At 67.5% G+C, this 17,034-nt stretch carries 16 protein-coding genes; 8 read left to right on the top strand and 8 right to left on the bottom strand.

The genetic code is table 11. The annotated features are described in order from the left end of the window. Nucleotides 1–103: 103 nt before the first annotated feature. Nucleotides 104–1,447: a carboxylesterase family protein gene (locus tag AB0313_RS17955; RefSeq protein ID WP_366307209.1), complete on the top strand. Its 1,344-nt coding sequence runs from the start codon at nucleotides 104–106 to the stop codon at nucleotides 1,445–1,447. A 7-nt stretch (nucleotides 1,448–1,454) separates the two neighbouring features. Then, nucleotides 1,455–2,210: a DUF429 domain-containing protein gene (locus AB0313_RS17950; protein ID WP_366307207.1), complete on the top strand. Its 756-nt coding sequence runs from the start codon at nucleotides 1,455–1,457 to the stop codon at nucleotides 2,208–2,210. Between the two features lies 1 nt (nucleotide 2,211). On the opposite strand, the gene AB0313_RS17945 is transcribed toward AB0313_RS17950, so the two are convergent. After that, a complete protein-coding gene (locus AB0313_RS17945) occupies nucleotides 2,212–4,638 on the bottom strand; it encodes a phosphoketolase family protein (protein WP_366307205.1) in 2,427 nt (808 codons plus the stop codon). Nucleotides 4,639–4,896: 258 nt separating this feature from the next. Here AB0313_RS17945 and AB0313_RS17940 point away from each other — a divergent pair, with 258 nt between their 5' ends. Further along, complete coding sequence (locus AB0313_RS17940; protein ID WP_366307203.1) at nucleotides 4,897–5,496, top strand: hypothetical protein; 600 nt, start codon at nucleotides 4,897–4,899, stop codon at nucleotides 5,494–5,496. Between the two features lie 73 nt (nucleotides 5,497–5,569). Here AB0313_RS17940 and AB0313_RS17935 read toward each other — a convergent pair whose 3' ends face one another. From AB0313_RS17935 to serS, 3 genes are all read right to left on the bottom strand, one after another. Next, nucleotides 5,570–6,154, bottom strand: a complete 585-nt coding sequence (locus tag AB0313_RS17935) for a histidine phosphatase family protein (RefSeq protein ID WP_366307201.1) — start codon at nucleotides 6,152–6,154, stop codon at nucleotides 5,570–5,572. A 67-nt stretch (nucleotides 6,155–6,221) separates the two neighbouring features. After that, nucleotides 6,222–7,109: an HAD family hydrolase gene (locus AB0313_RS17930; RefSeq protein ID WP_141944497.1), complete on the bottom strand. Its 888-nt coding sequence runs from the start codon at nucleotides 7,107–7,109 to the stop codon at nucleotides 6,222–6,224. Between the two features lie 1,175 nt (nucleotides 7,110–8,284). Continuing rightward, entirely contained in the window at nucleotides 8,285–9,565 is a 1,281-nt protein-coding gene (gene serS, locus AB0313_RS17925) for a serine--tRNA ligase (RefSeq protein WP_366307199.1), read from the bottom strand. A gap of 88 nt (nucleotides 9,566–9,653) precedes the next feature. Here serS and AB0313_RS17920 point away from each other — a divergent pair, with 88 nt between their 5' ends. Then, entirely contained in the window at nucleotides 9,654–10,724 is a 1,071-nt protein-coding gene (locus AB0313_RS17920; RefSeq protein ID WP_141944501.1) for a diacylglycerol kinase family protein, read from the top strand. A gap of 61 nt (nucleotides 10,725–10,785) precedes the next feature. Here AB0313_RS17920 and AB0313_RS17915 read toward each other — a convergent pair whose 3' ends face one another. The 3 genes from AB0313_RS17915 to AB0313_RS17905 all read right to left on the bottom strand — a co-directional run bounded on the left by AB0313_RS17915 (nucleotide 10,786) and on the right by AB0313_RS17905 (nucleotide 12,402). After that, nucleotides 10,786–11,001: a hypothetical protein gene (locus AB0313_RS17915; protein ID WP_141944503.1), complete on the bottom strand. Its 216-nt coding sequence runs from the start codon at nucleotides 10,999–11,001 to the stop codon at nucleotides 10,786–10,788. Nucleotides 11,002–11,095: 94 nt separating this feature from the next. Next, nucleotides 11,096–12,076 (bottom strand): prephenate dehydratase, encoded by a 981-nt coding sequence (gene pheA / locus AB0313_RS17910; RefSeq protein ID WP_366307197.1) that lies wholly within the window; start codon nucleotides 12,074–12,076, stop codon nucleotides 11,096–11,098. Further along, nucleotides 12,076–12,402 (bottom strand): rhodanese-like domain-containing protein, encoded by a 327-nt coding sequence (locus tag AB0313_RS17905; RefSeq protein WP_366307195.1) that lies wholly within the window; start codon nucleotides 12,400–12,402, stop codon nucleotides 12,076–12,078. The genes pheA and AB0313_RS17905 overlap by 1 nt, the downstream gene beginning before the upstream one ends. Before the next feature lie 235 nt (nucleotides 12,403–12,637). Here AB0313_RS17905 and AB0313_RS17900 point away from each other — a divergent pair, with 235 nt between their 5' ends. The 4 genes from AB0313_RS17900 (at nucleotide 12,638) to AB0313_RS17885 (ending at nucleotide 15,433) form a co-directional block, all read left to right on the top strand. Continuing rightward, the gene (locus AB0313_RS17900; protein ID WP_366307193.1) at nucleotides 12,638–14,044 is read left to right on the top strand and encodes an amidase; all 1,407 of its coding nucleotides are present in this window, start codon (nucleotides 12,638–12,640) and stop codon (nucleotides 14,042–14,044) included. 139 nt (nucleotides 14,045–14,183) lie between these two features. Next, the gene (locus AB0313_RS17895; RefSeq protein ID WP_141944510.1) at nucleotides 14,184–14,408 is read left to right on the top strand and encodes a hypothetical protein; all 225 of its coding nucleotides are present in this window, start codon (nucleotides 14,184–14,186) and stop codon (nucleotides 14,406–14,408) included. A 157-nt stretch (nucleotides 14,409–14,565) separates the two neighbouring features. Beyond that, nucleotides 14,566–14,769: a hypothetical protein gene (locus AB0313_RS17890; RefSeq protein WP_366307191.1), complete on the top strand. Its 204-nt coding sequence runs from the start codon at nucleotides 14,566–14,568 to the stop codon at nucleotides 14,767–14,769. A gap of 202 nt (nucleotides 14,770–14,971) precedes the next feature. Next, a complete protein-coding gene (locus AB0313_RS17885; protein WP_366307189.1) occupies nucleotides 14,972–15,433 on the top strand; it encodes a LapA family protein in 462 nt (153 codons plus the stop codon). Between the two features lie 86 nt (nucleotides 15,434–15,519). Here the strand turns inward: AB0313_RS17885 and AB0313_RS17880 are convergent, their stop codons facing one another. Continuing rightward, nucleotides 15,520–17,034: a carboxyl transferase domain-containing protein gene (locus tag AB0313_RS17880; RefSeq protein WP_366307187.1), complete on the bottom strand. Its 1,515-nt coding sequence runs from the start codon at nucleotides 17,032–17,034 to the stop codon at nucleotides 15,520–15,522.

Below are 17,034 nucleotides of genomic sequence, written 5' to 3'. Positions count from 1 at the left end.
TGTTGACGGCCCACTCCAACGACCAGTCCGACGGCGGGTGCCCGGCTTTTCGAAGCCGGGCACCCGCCGTCGTTGTTCCAGGAAGTTGTGGCATGGTGAAGCTGTGAGTTCCGAGCCCGCCGTGACGTCCCAGCTCTTGTTCCAGCCTCCCTGCGGGCCCGTCTCCGGTTGGCGTGACGGCGGGGTCATCCGCGCCACCGGCATCCCGTACGCCAGGGCGCAACGGTTCCAGCCGCCGGCCCCGGCCCCGGACTGGACTGCGGAATTTGCCGCCACCTCCCTCTCCCCTGCGTGCCCGCAGGCACCCGTGCCGTTCCTCGATGACGTCCTGGGCACCAGGTACGGCGAGCTCCCTGGCAGCGAGGACTGCCAGAACCTGTCCGTCACGATGCCCGGTGACCTGATGCCGGGTGAGAAACTGCCGGTCATGGTGTGGATCCATGGCGGCTCCTACACCACCGGTTCCGGGGACCTGGCCATCTTCGACCCCGCCCGGCTGGTCGCCGAAAACCGCGTCATCGTGGTGTCCGTGACGTACCGGCTGGGCCTGTTCGGGTTCCTGGCCACTCCCACGGGCCGGCCCGGCAACCTGGGCCTGCTCGACCAGCTTGAGGCCTTCCGCTGGGTGCAGCGGAACATTTCGGCATTCGGGGGCGACCCGCGCCGGGTCACGGCGTTCGGCCAGTCCGCAGGGGGCGACGCGATTGCCCACCTGATGGCCACTCCCGGTGCGCCCGCACTCTTTCAGCGTGCCATCATCCAGAGCGCACCCTTGGGCATCACCCGCGGCCGGGCAAAGATGAACCACGCCATGGGCATCGCCGCGGATTCCGTAACGGAGGAGACGCCCGCCCTGGACGTGGTGGCCCGTGAATCAGAAGTTACCCAAGTGGCCAGGAAGTTTGGCATGCTTGCCGCCATGCCGTTTGGAACCCAGTACGGCCACGAGCCGCTCCCGGAGGAGTCCGGCATCGAGGCAGCCTGGAACCGGAGCGCACCCGCAATCGAGGTACTGATTGGCCACACCTCTGAGGAGGCCCGCCTGTTCCTGCCACGCAACCCGCGGCTCATGCGGCTGGCCGCCGTTCCGCTGGTGGGGGCTGCCGCCGTCCGCGCCATCGACTGGGTGGTCACCGAAACCGTATACGGCCGGGCCACCAGGCGGTTCGCCCGCCGGCACGCCAAAGCGGGAGGCCGTGCCCACCGCTACGTTTTGGATTGGCACGCCCCCGGGAACATCTTCGGCGCCGCCCACACTGTGGACCTGCCCCTGCTGCTGGGCACCCGGAAGACCTGGGAGGGCGTGGGCCTGATCGAGGGCGCCCGCTGGGAGGATGTTGAGGCCGCGGGCCGGGAGATGCGCGCGCTGTGGGCCGGCTTCGCGCGCGGCGGGGACCTCGGGAAATCCGGCGGCATCCCGGGTGTCATGCGTTACCGAGCCGTCTGAGCCCGGCATGAAGACCCTCGGCGTAGACCTGGCGGCAGCCACCAAGAAGACGGGGGTTGCGGTCATCGATTGGGGCGGTTACCGGGCCCGCCTTACCCGCCTGGCCCTGGACGTGGGTGACCAGGAGATCGTGGAGCTGTTCGGCACCTGCGACATGACCGGCGTCGACTGCCCCGTGGGCTGGCCCGACGCGCTCATCCCGTTCCTCACCGGCCACCTGAACAACATTGCGGCCCCGGTCCTCGAACACGACGGCATCGCAGGCCGCAGGTTGCTTGCCTACCGGGACACGGACCGGTTCTGCACCGCCCAGACCGGCCTGATCCCGCTGAGCGTCTCCGCGGACCGGCTGGCCCATCCTGCCATGCGCTGCGCTGTGATCCAGGCAAAGATCGCCGCGCTGCACGGTCCGCAACGGCGCGACGGGGCCGGACGCCTCGCCGAGGTGTATCCGGCGGCATCGCTGAAGATCTGGGGCCTGAACGGGCGCGGCTACAAGGGCCGGGGTGCCCCGGAAGCCGAACGCCTCAGCCTCCTGCTGGCTGCCCTGGAGGAACAGGCACCGTGGCTGGACCTGGGCGGTTACCGGGACAGACTGACCAGTTCGGACGACCTGTTCGACGCCGTCATAGCCGCACTGACCGCCCGTGCCGTGGCCCGTCGTCGTACGCTCCTGCCGGATGGTGCCCACGCCCAGGCCGCCCGCAGCGAAGGCTGGATCCACCTGCCCAGCTGCACGCTGGACGAACTCCCGGGGCAGTAAGTCAGCCGCCCAGCTTCCAGTTCCGGATCTCCTCCGGGTCCTCGCCGTGCGTGCGGGTGTGCGCGCGGGCGCGGCTGCGCCGGTCCTGCAGGTCCTGGCGCAGGAGCGAGTGCTTCTCCGCCATGCCCGGCACGCGGTCGATCGCATCGATGGCGAGGGTGAAGCGGTCGATGCCGTTGAGCATGGCCATGTCGAACGGCGTGGTGGTGGTCCCCTCTTCCTTGTAGCCGTGCACGTGCAGGCCCTGCTGGTTGGTGCGCCGGTACGCCAGCCGGTGGATCAGCGCGGGATACCCGTGGTAGGCGAAAATAACAGGCTTGTCCGGGGTAAAGATCCCATCGAAGTCGTGGGCCGGGAGGCCGTGCGGATGCTCGCTTTCGTCCTGCAGCCGCATCAGGTCCACCACGTTGACCACGCGGACCTTGAGTCCGTGTGCGCCCTCGCGGAGCAGCTCGGCCGCCGCCACGGTCTCCACCGTGGGTACGTCACCGGCGCAGGCAAGGACGACGTCGGGCTCCTCGCCGGGCACCTCGGACCCCGCAAACGTCCAAATCCCCAAGCCACGGCGGCAGTGGTTGGCGGCGTCCCCCGGGCCAAGCCAGGTGGGCGAGGGCTGCTTGCCGCTGACCACAATGTTCACGTAGTCCGTGGAAGCGAGGCAGTGCTCCATGACGGACAAGAGAGTGTTGGCGTCCGGCGGCAGGTACACCCGGATGACCTCGGCCTTCTTGTTGACTGCATGGTCGATGAAGCCCGGGTCCTGGTGCGAGAACCCGTTGTGGTCCTGCTGCCACACATGCGAGGACAGGAGGTAGTTCAGCGAGGGCACGGGCTGGCGCCAGTGCAGTTTGCGGGACACCTTCAGCCACTTGGCGTGCTGGTTGAACATGGAGTCGACAATGTGGACGAAGGCCTCGTAGCAGTTGAAGACCCCATGCCGGCCGGTGAGCAGGTAGCCTTCCAGCCAGCCCTGGCACAGGTGCTCGCTCAGCACCTCCATCACCCGGCCGGACCGCGCCAGGTGCTCATCGACGTCGTCAATCCGATACTGCCACACCTTGTCGGTGACCTCGTAGACGTTCTGCAGCCGGTTGGACGCCGTCTCATCCGGGCCGAACAGCCGGAAGTTCTCCATGTTCTGCGCAATAACGTCCCGCATCCAGGAGCCAAGCGTGACCATGGGGCTGACCCGCTCGATGCCGGGAGTGGGCACCTCCACGGCGTGGTCCCGGCACGCGGGCAATTTCAGCGCGCGCCGGAGCAGCCCGCCGTTGGCGTGCGGCGTAGCGCTCATGCGGAAATCTCCCGTGGGCGCACCCTCCGCGATGTCGGGCCTGAGCCTGCCGTCGCCGTCGAACAGTTCGTTGGGCCGGTAGGACAGCATCCACTCCTCCAGCTGCTTCAGGTGCTCCCCGTTGGTGCGGACCTCCGACAGCGGCACCTGGTGCGCCCGCCACGTGCCTTCCACCTGCAGCCCGTCCACCATGCGGGGGCCGGTCCAGCCCTTCGGCGAGCGCAGGACGATCATCGGCCAGCGGTGTCCACCCTCCCCCGCCTCCTCACCGGAGAGGTCTTGCCGGTGGGTGTCCTGGATGGCTTTGATGTCCGCCAGGCAACGGTCCAGGACAGCGGCGAAATCCTGGTGTGCCTGTTCCGTGCTGTCCGGGTCCGCCACGGTGACGAAGTACGGCTCGTGCCCATAGCCGCGCAGCAGCTGCTCCAACTGCTGCTCAGGCATCCGGGCCAGGATGGTGGGGTTGGCGATCTTGTAGCCGTTCAGGTGCAGGATGGGCAGCACCGCGCCGTCCGCCGCGGGATCCAGGAAGTTGTGGGAGTGCCAGCTGGCGGCCAGTGGCCCGGTTTCCGCCTCGCCGTCGCCAATCACGACGGCGGTCACCAGCTGGGGGTTATCGAAGACCGACCCGTAAGCGTGCGCCAGGGAGTACCCGAGTTCCCCGCCTTCGCTTATGGAGCCGGGAGTTTCCGGGGCGGCGTGGCTGGGGATGCCGCCGGGGTAGGAGAACTGCCGGAACAGTTCCGCCAGGCCGGCCTCATCGTTGCCCACATGGCCATAAATTTCAGAGTAGGTTCCCTCCAGCCATGCATTGGCGACGACGGCGGGGCCGCCATGGCCGGGACCGGCCACAAAGAGCATCTCCAGTGAGTCACGGCGGATCACGCGGTTAAGGTGCGCGTAGATGAAGTTGAGCCCAGGGGTGGTCCCCCAGTGGCCCAACAGGCGGGACTTGGTGTCCTCCGCCTGCAGCGGTTCCCGCAGGAGCGGGTTGGACCGCAGGTAGATCTGGCCCACGGAAAGATAGTTCGCGGCCCGCCACCACTTATCAACGAGCTCGAGTTCTTCCTGCGGAAATGCGTCCTGCTGCATCCGGTCCTGCTGCTGCCCGTCCTGCCCTGCGCTGCCGGCCATGACCATCCTTACGTCGGGTGTGCCGCTGCAGGCGGCCGTTCCCCCATCGCAACAGATGAAGGGGCAGGCAGGCAACCCCCGCCGTCGGGCTTTTCCGCCCTTGCCGCACAGCGCATGGCACAGGTTCCCGGCAGACGGCGCGGCCGCGGAACAGTAAGACTGACCCACGGGCCCACATTCCGGCGGGGATCCAGGGGCGCTGACCACTCGTAACATGCCGGTTCCGCCGTTCCTACTTCCGGGTAGTGTGGACCCAGAATGTTCACCCTGACCATCAACCAGACGGACAGCCGGCGCGACGGCGACCAGGTTCCGCAGCTGCTCAAGGCACTGCGGCACATTCCCGCGCGCCTGGATTTCGACCGGTCCGTGGAGGACGAAGTCCAAGGGATCGTCGAGTGTCCGCACCAGGCCGTGGACACCGCCCTGATCGCGCTCCGCAGCGGGTACTGGTACGTGGGAATCGGCGCAGGACCGGTGAATGAACCGCTGCCCAACCAAGTCAAGGACGCGTCGGGCCACGGCCTGGTGTACGCGCGGCGCGCCGTCGACAGGCTTCGCAACAGCAAGGAACGCATCCCGGTGGCCGTAGAGGGGCCCCTGGCTGATGCAGCCCACGACGCCGAGGCCGTCCTTCGCCTCCTGGGCCACATCGTGCGGGACCGTTCGGGCGCAGAGTGGCGGGTGCTGGACCTGCTGACACCTGGCGTCCGCGGGCAGCAGAAGGCGGTGGCGCAGGAACTGGGCATCACCACCCAGGCTGTCAGCAAAGCGGTGGCACGGTCGCAGTGGAACGAGGAACATGCCGCCCGGCCCGCGGCCGCAAGACTGCTGGCGCTGATCCTCGCAGCCACGTAACCCGGGGGCGGGGTAACCCGCTTAGGCGTGTGGTCCGCCGTCGTCATTCCTGCCTGGACGTGCGCGCCCGGCTTTAGCTGCCGGCGGCTGCCATTACCGGTTCGCCATTGAAGTACTCCAGCTTCCAGCCGTCCATCGCGTGGTGGTGTGCCAGGTTCAGGGCGGCGTTGTCCACGCTGGCGAGGGTCTGGCCGATGGCGCGGCTGAGGCTGACGCGCAGCAGCGTGCCATGTGTGACCACCAGGAGCCGCTGGCCGCGGAACTCCTCTGCCAGGGCTTCCAGGGCGGCGAGGCCCCGGTCTGCGGCCTCGTCTTCGCTTTCCGCACCCGTGAAGCCGCCGGGAACCCGGAGCGCCTCCAGCTCCGGGCCCGCCTGCATCCCTTCGGCAGGACCGAAGCTGCGCTCGGTGAGCTCCGGGACGCGCCGGGATACCGTCAGCCCGAGCCCTTCGGCGATCAGGTCAGCCGTTTCCGCGGCGCGGCTCAGGGGCGAGGAAACGATGGCGTCCCACTCGTAAGGGGCGAGGACGGCGACCGCGTCACGCGCCTGGCCGCGTCCGACGTCGTTCAGAGGGATATCGGTTGATCCCTGCAGCCGGCGCTCGGCATTCCAGTCGGTCTGGCCATGGCGGACGAGGGCGAACGTCGTAAGGGTCATGCCCCTATTCTGCCTTGGCCGCGGACCGGCACCGGAATCGCGGCAGCGGAAAGTGTCTTGCAGCGCCTTACAGCAGGCTGCGGAGCACGTGGGCCGCGCCGTCGTCGTGCACCGAGTGGGTGACCTCATCGGCAGCGGCCACCACCTCTGCCGGAGCCTGCCCCATGGCCACGCCGCGGCCTGCCCAGGCGAGCATTTCGATGTCATTCCTGCCGTCACCCACAGCCACCGTGAGGTGCTCCTCGAAGCCGAGCCGGACGCGCAGGTTTTCCAGGGCGCTGGCCTTGGTGACGCCGGCGGCGGCGATGTCCAGCCACGCGGTCCAGCCCACGGAGTAAGTCACTCCGGCCAGGCCCACGTGGTTGATGGCCTCGTTGAACTCCTCGGGGGTGTTTTCGGTGCTGAACACCACCACGCGGACGGCGGTTGCCTCCAGCATGGTGTGGAAGTCCACGCCCACCGCCTCGACCCCAAAGCTGGCATCCTGGAACCGCTCCGTGGACAGGAAATTACCGTCGGCGTCCTCCAGCGCATACTTGGCGGACGGGAGGCGTTCGCGGAGGGCGCGCAGGGCCGGCGCGGGATCGAACGTGGCTTTGTGGATCACCTCGTAACCGTTTTCCAGCTCCGGGTGGAGCCGCAGGGTCACGCCGCCGTTGCAGCAGACCGCATACCCGCGCTCGATGCCGATCTTCTCGATGATGGGAAGCGTGGCATTCAGCGACCGGCCGGTGGCAATCATCACCTCGTGTCCGGCGGCCACTACGGCCTGCGCGGCATCCCGCACCCCGGGGGACATGTGGCCGTCATGGTTGACCAGGGTGCCGTCCACGTCCAGTGCGACCATGAATTTCCGGTCAATAGCGGTGAACTCGATGTTGTTCAGGTTGTTGTTCTGGTCATTCTCTCGCCGGTCATCGTTGCCGGCGACTGAGGTTTCAGTCAGCGTTGTCATCCACATAGTGAACCAGACGTAACTGACACGCGCTAGGACGGGGACCACACGTTTACTGAACTGTTGGTTAACATGGCGGATTTCCACATGGCTGCTGTGCCGGCGTCTCCTTCGTTATGTACCCGCCGACGGACACCGCACCCCCACACGCGCCGGTGCCATGTCCATTGGCAGGTGCGGTTATGAGATCCCTGGTTGTCCACATGCACCTGCTGCCCGCTTCAACGACGGTGCATCATCCTGTGACGATGAGGGGCATGCACCTGAACTCGGCTCAAGATCTCCGCCTCACCACGGGGGATGCCCGCTCACTCAGCAGGCGCTATGCCCAGGGTGAACTTGTCCGCGTCCGCAAAGGTGTTTACGCCCGGAAGGAAGAGTGGGTATCCCTGGCTCCGTGGGAAAGATACCTCCAGACAGTCCGCGCCGTGGACCTGGAACTTCCGGGATCCGCATTCTGCCTGAACTCAGCGATTGCTGTTTGGAACTTGGACCTGCTTGCAGTTCCTGGATGCGTCCATCTGTCCGGGGCATCGAGGGGGCACCGGCCGGAAGCAACCCACCACTTCCGCGGCGTGCAACAGGTCCGGTCACACAGGCATCGAACACATCAGCGCTTACGGCGTTCACAGGCATCGTGGCCACCCTGCCGCAGTGGAGCACGCAGGGCTTCAGGTAACCCCCCTGCCCGAGACCGTAGTAGGAGTCATCGCGACGGAAAGCTTCGCGGCAGGAGTAGTGCTGACGGACCACGCAATTAGCAGCCGCCGCACTTCGGGACCTGCGCTCAGCAAGGATGAACTGCTGGGCACGGCTGCCCGGCTCCCCGGCTCCTATGCTCCAGGCAAAGTTCAAAGTTCCGGCAGGCGGGTTCCTCCTCGCCCGGACTGACTTCTTCTGGCCTAAGTACCGGCTTATCGGGGAGTTCGACGGCGACGCGAAGTATCTCAGTGACCACTACCTGGGCACCCGGACGGCACGGCAGGCCGTACTGGCGGAGAAGAAACGCGAGGACAGGCTGCGGGCGGCCGGCTTCCCGGTTGTTCGATGGGACTGGGCAACAGCGTCCGACCCCGCCCGCTTCGCGGCATGCCTCCGGCAGGCAGGCCTGCCGGTCGCCCGGAGCAGACCATCTGGCACGTGTCCAGGTCCGGGTGCACCAGCAAAAAAGAAACCTACAGGACCGGCAAAACCTCAAGGCCGCCGATGTACTTCTGCAGCACCTTGGGCACGTTGACCGAGCCGTCCGGGTTCTGGTGGTGCTCCAGCAGGGCCACGATCCAGCGGGTGGTGGCCAGCGTACCGTTCAGGGTGGCCACGGCACGGGTGCCCTTGGAGACCCCTTCAGCGTTGACGATGCGTTCGCGGATGTTCAGGCGGCGGGCCTGGAAGGTGGTGCAGTTGGAGGTGGAGGTCAGCTCGCGGTAGGCGCCCTGCGTGGGGACCCAGGCTTCACAGTCGTACTTGCGTGCGGCCGAAGTGCCCAGGTCGCCAGCCGCGGTGTCGATCACGCGGTACGGCAACTCGCACTTGGCCAGCATTTCCTCTTCCCAGGCCAGCAGGCGCTGGTGCTCGGCGGCGGCCTCCTCCACCGTGGTGTAGATGAACATCTCCACCTTGTTGAACTGGTGCACGCGGATGATGCCGCGGGTGTCCTTGCCGTGCGAACCGGCCTCGCGGCGGTAGCAGGAGCTCTGGCCGGCGTAGCGGATGGGGCCGGCGGAGAAGTCCAGGATCTCGTCGGCGTGGTACCCGGCCAGCGCCACCTCGGAGGTGCCCACCAGGTAAAGGTCGTCTTCGGCGAGACGGTAGATCTCGGCGTCGTGCTTAACATCGAAGCCCGTACCCTGCATGGTCTCCGGGCGCACCAGCGTGGGGGTGATCATGGGGACGAAGCCCGCTTCGATGGCCTGGTCCATGGCCATCTGCAGCAGGGCCATTTCCAGCCGGGCTCCAACGCCTTTGAGGAAGTAGAAGCGGGCGCCGGAGACCTTGGCCCCGCGCTCCATGTCGATGGCGCCGATCAGCTCACCGATCTCCAGGTGGTCACGCGGCTCGAAGTCGGGGAATTCGCGGGGCGTGCCAACGGTCTTGACCACCACGTAGTCGTCCTCGCCGCCTTCGGGAACGCCGTCCTCCACCAGGTTGGGGATGGTGCGGAGCAGTTCTTCCTGCTTGAGCTGGGCGGCATCGGCCTCCGCGGAGGCTGCCTTGACGGAATTGGCCAGCTCCTTGACCTCGGACAGCAGGGCCTGCTTCTCCTCGCCCTTGGCTTTGGCCACCTTCTTGCCGAACACGTTCTGTTCCGCGCGGAGGTTTTCGAAGCGGAGCAGGGCGGCACGGCGGGTGGAGTCCGCGGAGATGATCGCGTCCACCACTGATTCGTCCGCGCCGCGGGCACGCTGGCTGGCACGGTACTTGTCCGGGTTTTCGCTGAGGTCTTTTACGTCGATCACCAGACAAGGGTATCCAATTCGGTGCACGACGGCGGGCGGCGGCCTCCGTGCCCCCGCCTGCCGCGCGCCGGGCTAGTGTTGAACCACCATGAGCGACTGGATTCTCTACCTGCTGATTGCGGTGGCGCTTGCCTTCGCCACGTCCAGCTGGTGGGGGGTGCGGCGCCTCAAAGCCCTGCACGTCCGCAGCGCCGTGGCCGGGGAAGCCTACGAATCCGGGCTGGGGCAGCAGCGGGTGGCCGTGGTCCTGAATCCCATCAAGGCGCGGGCAGCCGAGGCGCGGGCAACGATCCAGCGGGCCTGCCTGGCAGCCGGATGGGAAGAGCCGGTCTTTTTCGAAACCACGGCGGAGGACCCCGGCTTCTCCCAGATGCAGGCCGCCCTTGCGGGCAAGCCCGACGTCGTCCTGGTGGGCGGCGGCGACGGCACTGTACGCGTGGTGGCTGAGGCCCTGGCCAACACGAACGTGGCAATGGGCCTGATCCCCCTGGGCACGGGAAACCTGCTGGCACGCAACGTAGACCTGGACGTCAACGATCTGCATGGCAACATCCAGACCGCACTTTTCGGCCGCCAGCGCTACATCGACACCGCCCGGATGGCCATCGAGAACTCCCGTACCGGCCATTACTCGGAACACCTCTTCCTGGTGATCGCGGGCATCGGGATGGACGCGGAGGTGCTGGCCGACACCAACGCGGGGCTGAAGAAGGCCGTGGGCTGGCTTGCCTACACGGAGGCCGGCGTCCGCCACCTTCCCGGCCGGCGCAAAAAGGTATCCATCGCCCTGGACGGCAGCCCGGAGCAGATCCGGAATATCCGCAGCGTGCTGTTCGCCAACTGCGGCCTGGTACCGGGCGGCATCGATTTCATTCCGCAGGCCATGATCGACGACGGCATGCTGGACGTGGTGGTGATGAGTCCCCGGAGCGCCCTTGGCTGGCTGCTGATGTACATGAAGATCATGTTCAAGCACAGCGGAAAGCTGCCCATCATGACCGTGTACCGCTCCACCAAGGTGGTCATCAAGTGTCCCGAGCCCATGCCCACGCAGCTCGACGGCGATACGTCCGGTGAGGCGACGCAGCTTACGGTCCGGGTGGAGCCCCGGTCGCTCCTGGTCAGGGTGAAAGGGCAGGTCCAGGCAGCGATGGGATGAAGACTCCGGGGCCAGGTTGGCGCCCGCTTAGGGGAGGGCCGGCGTCCGGATGACGGTCTGGTCAGGAGCCGGCTTCCTCTTCTGGTTCCTTCTCCACGTGCGTGCCGTGCTTGGCGGCGGCATGGGCTTCGGACTGCTCGCGGATCATGGCCTGCTCCTCTTCGAAGCGCAGGCGGTCAGCCCGGTCCGCGTCGTCCCCGTCCCAGTCCTGGTTGTCTCCCGACGGCTTGGGGTTGACGATCATCCCTTGGCCGTCGTTTTCGGTGCTGCTGGTCATGACCCTCTCCCTTCGTCAGGGGCCATACCCCGTGTGGATCAGGTAAGCATACGCATTGTCCACACCCCGGGGAAGTACTTCGGAGCGCTTTTGCCTACGCTGTTGGCGAAGCCGCAAAACCGTTTTCACCTGCGGGGCGTTCCCCCGACAGGATGGATTCAACCCAGGATCGGGAGGCCGAGAACGCTTCATCGGAGGTGTGTGGCGCCACCTGGGAGGCCTGGCCGTCCGCCCTGGGGTAGGAGCCCAAAAAACGCGTCGCCGGGCTGATGCGGTGAAGCCCTGCCAGCGCATCAGCCACCCGGGCGTCGCCCACGTGGCCGTCAGCGTCAATACTGAAGAAGTAGTGGCCCAGGTACTGTCCCGTGGGGCGGGATTCGATCCGGCTGAGATTGACGCCGCGGCTGGCGAACTGATCCAGGATCTCCATGAGTGCACCCGGGCGGTCCTCCGGCAGCGGGACAGCCACCGTGGTTTTGTCCGCGCCGGTAGGGGCCGGAAGCACTTCCGGGCGGCTGACCAGGATGAAGCGGGTGACGGCGCCGTGATTGTCACCAATGTTTTCCGCAAGGACCGACAGTCCAGCATGTTCCCGTGCCACGAGGGGAGCACAAATGGCCGCGTCGTAGTGGCAGTCTTTGTCCAGCAGGCCCAGGGCGGCGGCCGCAGTGGAGGACCCCGGGACAAATTCCGCTTCGGGTATGTTCTTGTCCATCCACAGCCGGCACTGGGCCCAGGCGTGTCCGTGGGTGGAGATTCTCCGCACGTCCTCCAGCCGCACGCCAGGCCGGGCCACGAGGACGAAGGTGATGGGAACCAGGACCTCACGGACGATGCGGAGTTCGGGCCCGCCCGAGATTGCATCCAGGGTGGCGGTGACTCCGCCCTCAACCGAGTTCTCGATCGGGACCATCGCAGCATCTGCCGCCCCGTCGCGCACCAGGTCCAGGGCAGCGTTGACGTTGGACGCGGGAACGCGGACCGCCTGGAGCGCGTCCGGAACCTGCAGGAGCGCAGCCTCGGTGAAGGTACCTTCCGGCCCCAGGAAGGCGTAGGTATGGGAAGCAGCGGGCACTAAAGCACCAAGGGCTTGAGTCCGTTGTCCGAGACCAGGGGCTTGCCGGATTCGAGCCACTGGTCCATTCCTCCGGCGACGTTGATGGCGGTATACCCCTGGCCCGTGAGCCACTGGGCAACGCGGAAGGACCGGCCGCCGGTGCGGCAGATGACGTAGACGTCCTCATCGGGATCGAGCTCGCCCAGCCGGGCCGGGACCTGGTCCACGGGGATGTGGAGTGCGCCGTCAGCATGTCCGGCAACCCACTCGTAGTCCTCGCGGACGTCCAGGATTACCGCATCGGTAGGGACGTCATGGACGGGGACGGTATCGAAATCACTCATCGGAAGTCCTGTCTTGGCGGATCAGAGTCACTTTTAAGCCTATCCCTTCCACCTGCTTCCGCCCCGACCGGAGCCGGAACGCTCGAAACAGATGCCGGAAAGCAGCGGGTTAGGCTGGTGGAGCACAAGGAGGTTTCCATGTCCCGAAAGCCCGTGGCCACCACCGCGCCAGCGCCGCGTCCGCGCGCACGGGCGGAGCGGAACACCCTGGGGCCGCAGCGGAAGGCACGTCTTCGTGGCTGAACTCCACGACCTTTCGGCAATGCAGCTGCGGAATCTCCTGCGCAGTGGAACGGTCTCCGCCGCAGATGCCGCCGCCCATTTCCTCGCGCGGATCGGGCAGCAGAACCCCCGTCTGGGGGCCTTCATCACCGTCACCGGGGACCAGGCCATGGAACAGGCACGGGCAGCTGACGCCCGTTACTCCCGCGCCCTGGACAGCGACCTTCCCCTGCTGCACGGCATGCCTCTGGCCTTCAAGGACCTCACCGACGTGGCCGGGGTGGTGACCACGCACGGCAGTGCTGCACTGGAGCACAAGCCTGCGCCGTCGGACGCTCCCCTGGTGTCCCTCTTCAAGGACGCCGGCGTGATTCCGCTGGGCAAGACGCAGGTGCCCGAATTCGGACTGACGGCCTACAGCGAAAACCGCATCGCCCCGCCGTCGCGCAATCCCCATGCCCCCAGCAGGAGTTCGGGAGGTTCGTCCGGCGGCAGCGCCGCGGCGGTGGCGGCAGGGCTGCTGCCGTTCGCGCCGGGGACCGACGGCGGCGGGTCGGTCAGGATTCCGGCCGCGGCGTGCGGATTGGTGGGGCTGAAACCGGGCCGGGGCCTGGTGCTGGCCGGGGAAAGCGCGGGAGATCCGGCCCGCCTGGTGGCGCCCGGGCCCCTTGCGCGCAGCGCGGAGGATGCAGCACTGATGATGGATGCGCTGGCACCGGGGAACGGATACCTCCAGGCACTGCGCCAGGAGCCTTCCCGGCTCCGCATCGGCGTCACGCTGGACAGCCCATGGTCGGGCACCTTTCCCTTCACGCCCGACGCCGAGGCACTTGACGCCCTCCGCGCCGGCGAGGCCCTCCTGGAACACGCGGGCCATGTCCTTGCCGACGCTGCCATCCGTTATGACAACCGCTACCCTGATGCCTTCACCACGGCCTGGACCGCCGGGGTGGGCACGGCGAGGATCAGCCCCACGCGCGAAGCCTTGCTGGCACCCCTGACCCGGACTTTCCGGCGGCGCGCCCAGCAGCGCAGCCCCGCGAAGCTCGCAGAGGCGCTGGCCTTCCTCCGGCAGTTCCAGCACGACACCGTGGCCCAGTACGGGCAGTGGGACCTCATGCTGATGCCGGCGCTGGCGCAGACCCCGCGGCCGGTGGGATGGTTCACCGGCACCGGACATGGCAGTGAGCGCTGGCCCGCGGCCCAATGGCCGGGCGATGCAGACGGCGACTACCGGAAGCAGTGCGAATTCGCGCCCTGGTCCTCCATGGTCAACGTGTGCGGCCTGCCGGCCATCACCATTCCCGTGTACTGGACCGGCGGGACCCCCGGCAGCGGGTTGCCCATGGGCATACAACTGGTGGGCCCCATGGGCTCGGAGGTACTCCTCCTTCAGGTGGCGCACCAGATAGGGTACTGACGCCAGCCACTGCTGTTGGCCGTTGTTGACCTGAACCTAACGGCCGCTTAACCCGCCCGTAATCCTCACGGCACAGACTGGAAGAAGCACCATTCAGCACCCTCCATTCGCCCTCAGCCCGATGAGGAGTTGCCCCACCATGAACGCAGAGAACCCTGCTGCCAACGCCGGAACCACCGGGATGGCCGACGACGAACGGCCGGACCTGAGCAACTCCAACGTCCGCGAGGACCTGGCCATGACGGGCCGGTGCGCCCTGGTCCACCTTCCCACGGGCCGGACCTGCCTCCTCCCCCTCCGCCACCAGGGGCCCTGCGAGTTCCACCGCCCGCAGGAGGCGCAGGACATGGTGCCTGGCAGCTGAGCGGCGCCCGGCTGGAAGCGGCTGGAAGCCTCCTGGTCCTGATGTCCCGGCCCATCGCGGGCCTTGCCTCCGCGGCCCCCTGCCCCTTCGCCGGTCTATCGACTCCCGCACCAAACCGGAGGACGATTAAAGGGCAGTCACCATAAGGAGGTCTGTGATGTGCTACGCATCGAGCAAGGACTTCGGGTGGGGCGCAAGGAAAGAAACCAAGCGTCAGCCTGAAGCGGAACCGGAGGCTCCCGAGAAGGCCCCGGAGGAGCCGGACAAGGCACAGGAATTCACGTTCTGGGCCTTCCCCAAGTGGCGCCGGACGCCTGCGCCACGCACCCCCTCGGCCGAGCGGAGCAAGGAGAGGGTGTGACGACCGGGGCGACCGACCCGGACAGGAGTCACGGAGGGGTCCCCGCCCGGGGCCCCCTCCGCCGTTGCGGCTCCATGACAGCTCCATGCCAGGCCTGTCCCTGACGCGCCGCACGCCGTCGTTCCAGTCGTTGTGCTGCGGGGATCCTGACGTCTATGGTTGAACAATAAGCATGCTTACCATCCTGGGAAGAGGGACGACAATGAGCGCAGGACAGTACACGCCGGGACCGGACCGCCGGCCGGAAACTGAACCCGGCACCACGCAGCCCGACTCCACGGCAGCACCGGCAGCACCGGCGGCCCCCGCCGGGGGGCGCGGCAACGCACCCTCTTACCGGGCAGACACACCGGACACGGCGGCGCCCACGGCCGCGGCCCACGGGGCAGGCGCCGCCCCGGACCGCAAAGTCACCCGCGCAGGTGTTATCTGGGCCGCCGTGGTTGCCGCGCTTGTGCTGTTGATCCTGCTGATCATCTTCATCCTCCAGAACCAGGACCAGGCCCTGGTCCGTTTCCTGGGATTTGAAGGTTCTGTCCCGCTGGGCATGGCGCTCTTCATCGCCGCGGTGACCGGAGGGGTGCTGGTGGCAGTGGCAGGCGGTGCCCGCATCCTGCAGCTGCGCATGAATGTCCACCGGGACCGGGCGCGACAGCGGAGGTAAGCGCCCCAGGCGTACTCATGGCTTTGCGCGTGCCGGACCGGGGGTAAGAACCGGGAGCCGACCCCATTCCAGCCCCCGGCACAGCGTCAGCGCCGTCCCAGGGAGGCGAACTTCCGGGCCCGTGCGGCCACGAGTTCAGGCACCGGAACAGCGGCCACCCTGCCCAATTCATATTCAATGGCACGGGCCATCCGGGTGCAGAACTCCCGCGGCTCCAGTGAGGCATCAGCACGCTCATCAACAATGTGGTCCACCAGGCCGTTGGCGTGCAGCGCGGCGACGTTCACCCCCTGCGCCTGGGCCATGGCGGGAGCGAACGCGGTGGTCCGGTGGACGATGGCGCTGGCACCCTCCGGAGGCAGCGGCGACAGCCAGCTGTGCTGGGCAGCGATGGTCCTGTCCGCGGGCAGCAGCGCCAGGGCCCCTCCCCCGGCGCCTTGGCCCAGCAGCACCGAGACCGACGGCGAACCAAGCCCGATCAGTTCGTGCAGCGAGCGGGCAATCTCCGCGGCCAGACCACCCTCCTCCGCCTCCCGGGACAGCGCCGCACCGGCAGTATCAATGACAGTGAGCAGGGGAAGCCTGAGCTCCTCTGCCAGTTTCATCCCGCGGCGGGCCTCCCGCAGCGAGCCTGGCCCCATCCCGGCACCATCCTTGCGCAGCGGGCGCGCGTGTCCCAGCACGATGCAGGACTGGGTGCCGAAGCGCGCCAGCGCCAGCAGCAGGCCCGGGTCCTTCTCGCCCTGTCCCGTCCCGTTAAGGGGGAGGGCGTCCGTGGCGCCGAACTTCAGCAGCTGGCGCAGGTCAGGGCGCCGGGGCCGCCGGGAGAGCTCGATGGAGGTCCAGGCGTCAACGGCCGCTGGCCGGATGTTCAGGGTTTCGGGCGGAGCAGGCGGCGCAGCCGCCGGATGTCCGGGAGAGAGGAGGTCCAGGGCCCGGGCCACCAAGTCGGCCAGGTCGCCGGGCTCCACCACACCGTCGATCAGCCCCTTGTGGAAAAGGTTCTCGGCGACCTGCACGTTCTCCGGGAACGCTTCGCCGTACAGGGCCTGGTACACCCGCGGCCCCAGGAAGCCCAGCAGGGCACCCGGCTCGGCAACGTTGATGTGTCCCAGCGATCCCCACGACGCCATGACGCCGCCGGTGGTGGGGTGCCGCAGGTAGACCAGATAGGGCAGCCCGGCCTGGCGGTGTGCCCGGACAGCGCCGGTAATCTTCACCATCGACAGGAACGCGAGCGTGCCTTCCTGCATGCGGGTTCCGCCGGAGGCAGGGCCGGCCAGCAGCGGCAGGCCCTCCGCGGTGGCGCGTTCGACGGCGGCAACGATCCGTTGCGCCGCAGCATGCCCAATGGAGCCGGCCAGGAAAGAGAATTCGCTGACGATCAGTGCCACCGGGCGCCCGCGGATGAGGCCGGCGCCGGTGATTACCGATTCGTCGGCGCCACTGCGCTCCCTTGCTTTGGCCAGGTCGCGGGCGTACTCCTCCGACAGCGCGGGCTGCTCCGGTTCGCTATCCCAGGAGACAAACGACCCCGGGTCCACCACCGCGTCCAGCAGTTCGGTTGCCTTCATGTGCCGTACATTCTCTGCCGTCGCCAT

Origin of the sequence: Pseudarthrobacter sp. NPDC080039, assembly GCF_040702335.1 — a bacterium.
Taxonomy (GTDB): Bacteria; Actinomycetota; Actinomycetes; order Actinomycetales; family Micrococcaceae; genus Arthrobacter; species Arthrobacter enclensis_A.
This window is presented reverse-complemented; position numbering and strand designations above follow the sequence as displayed.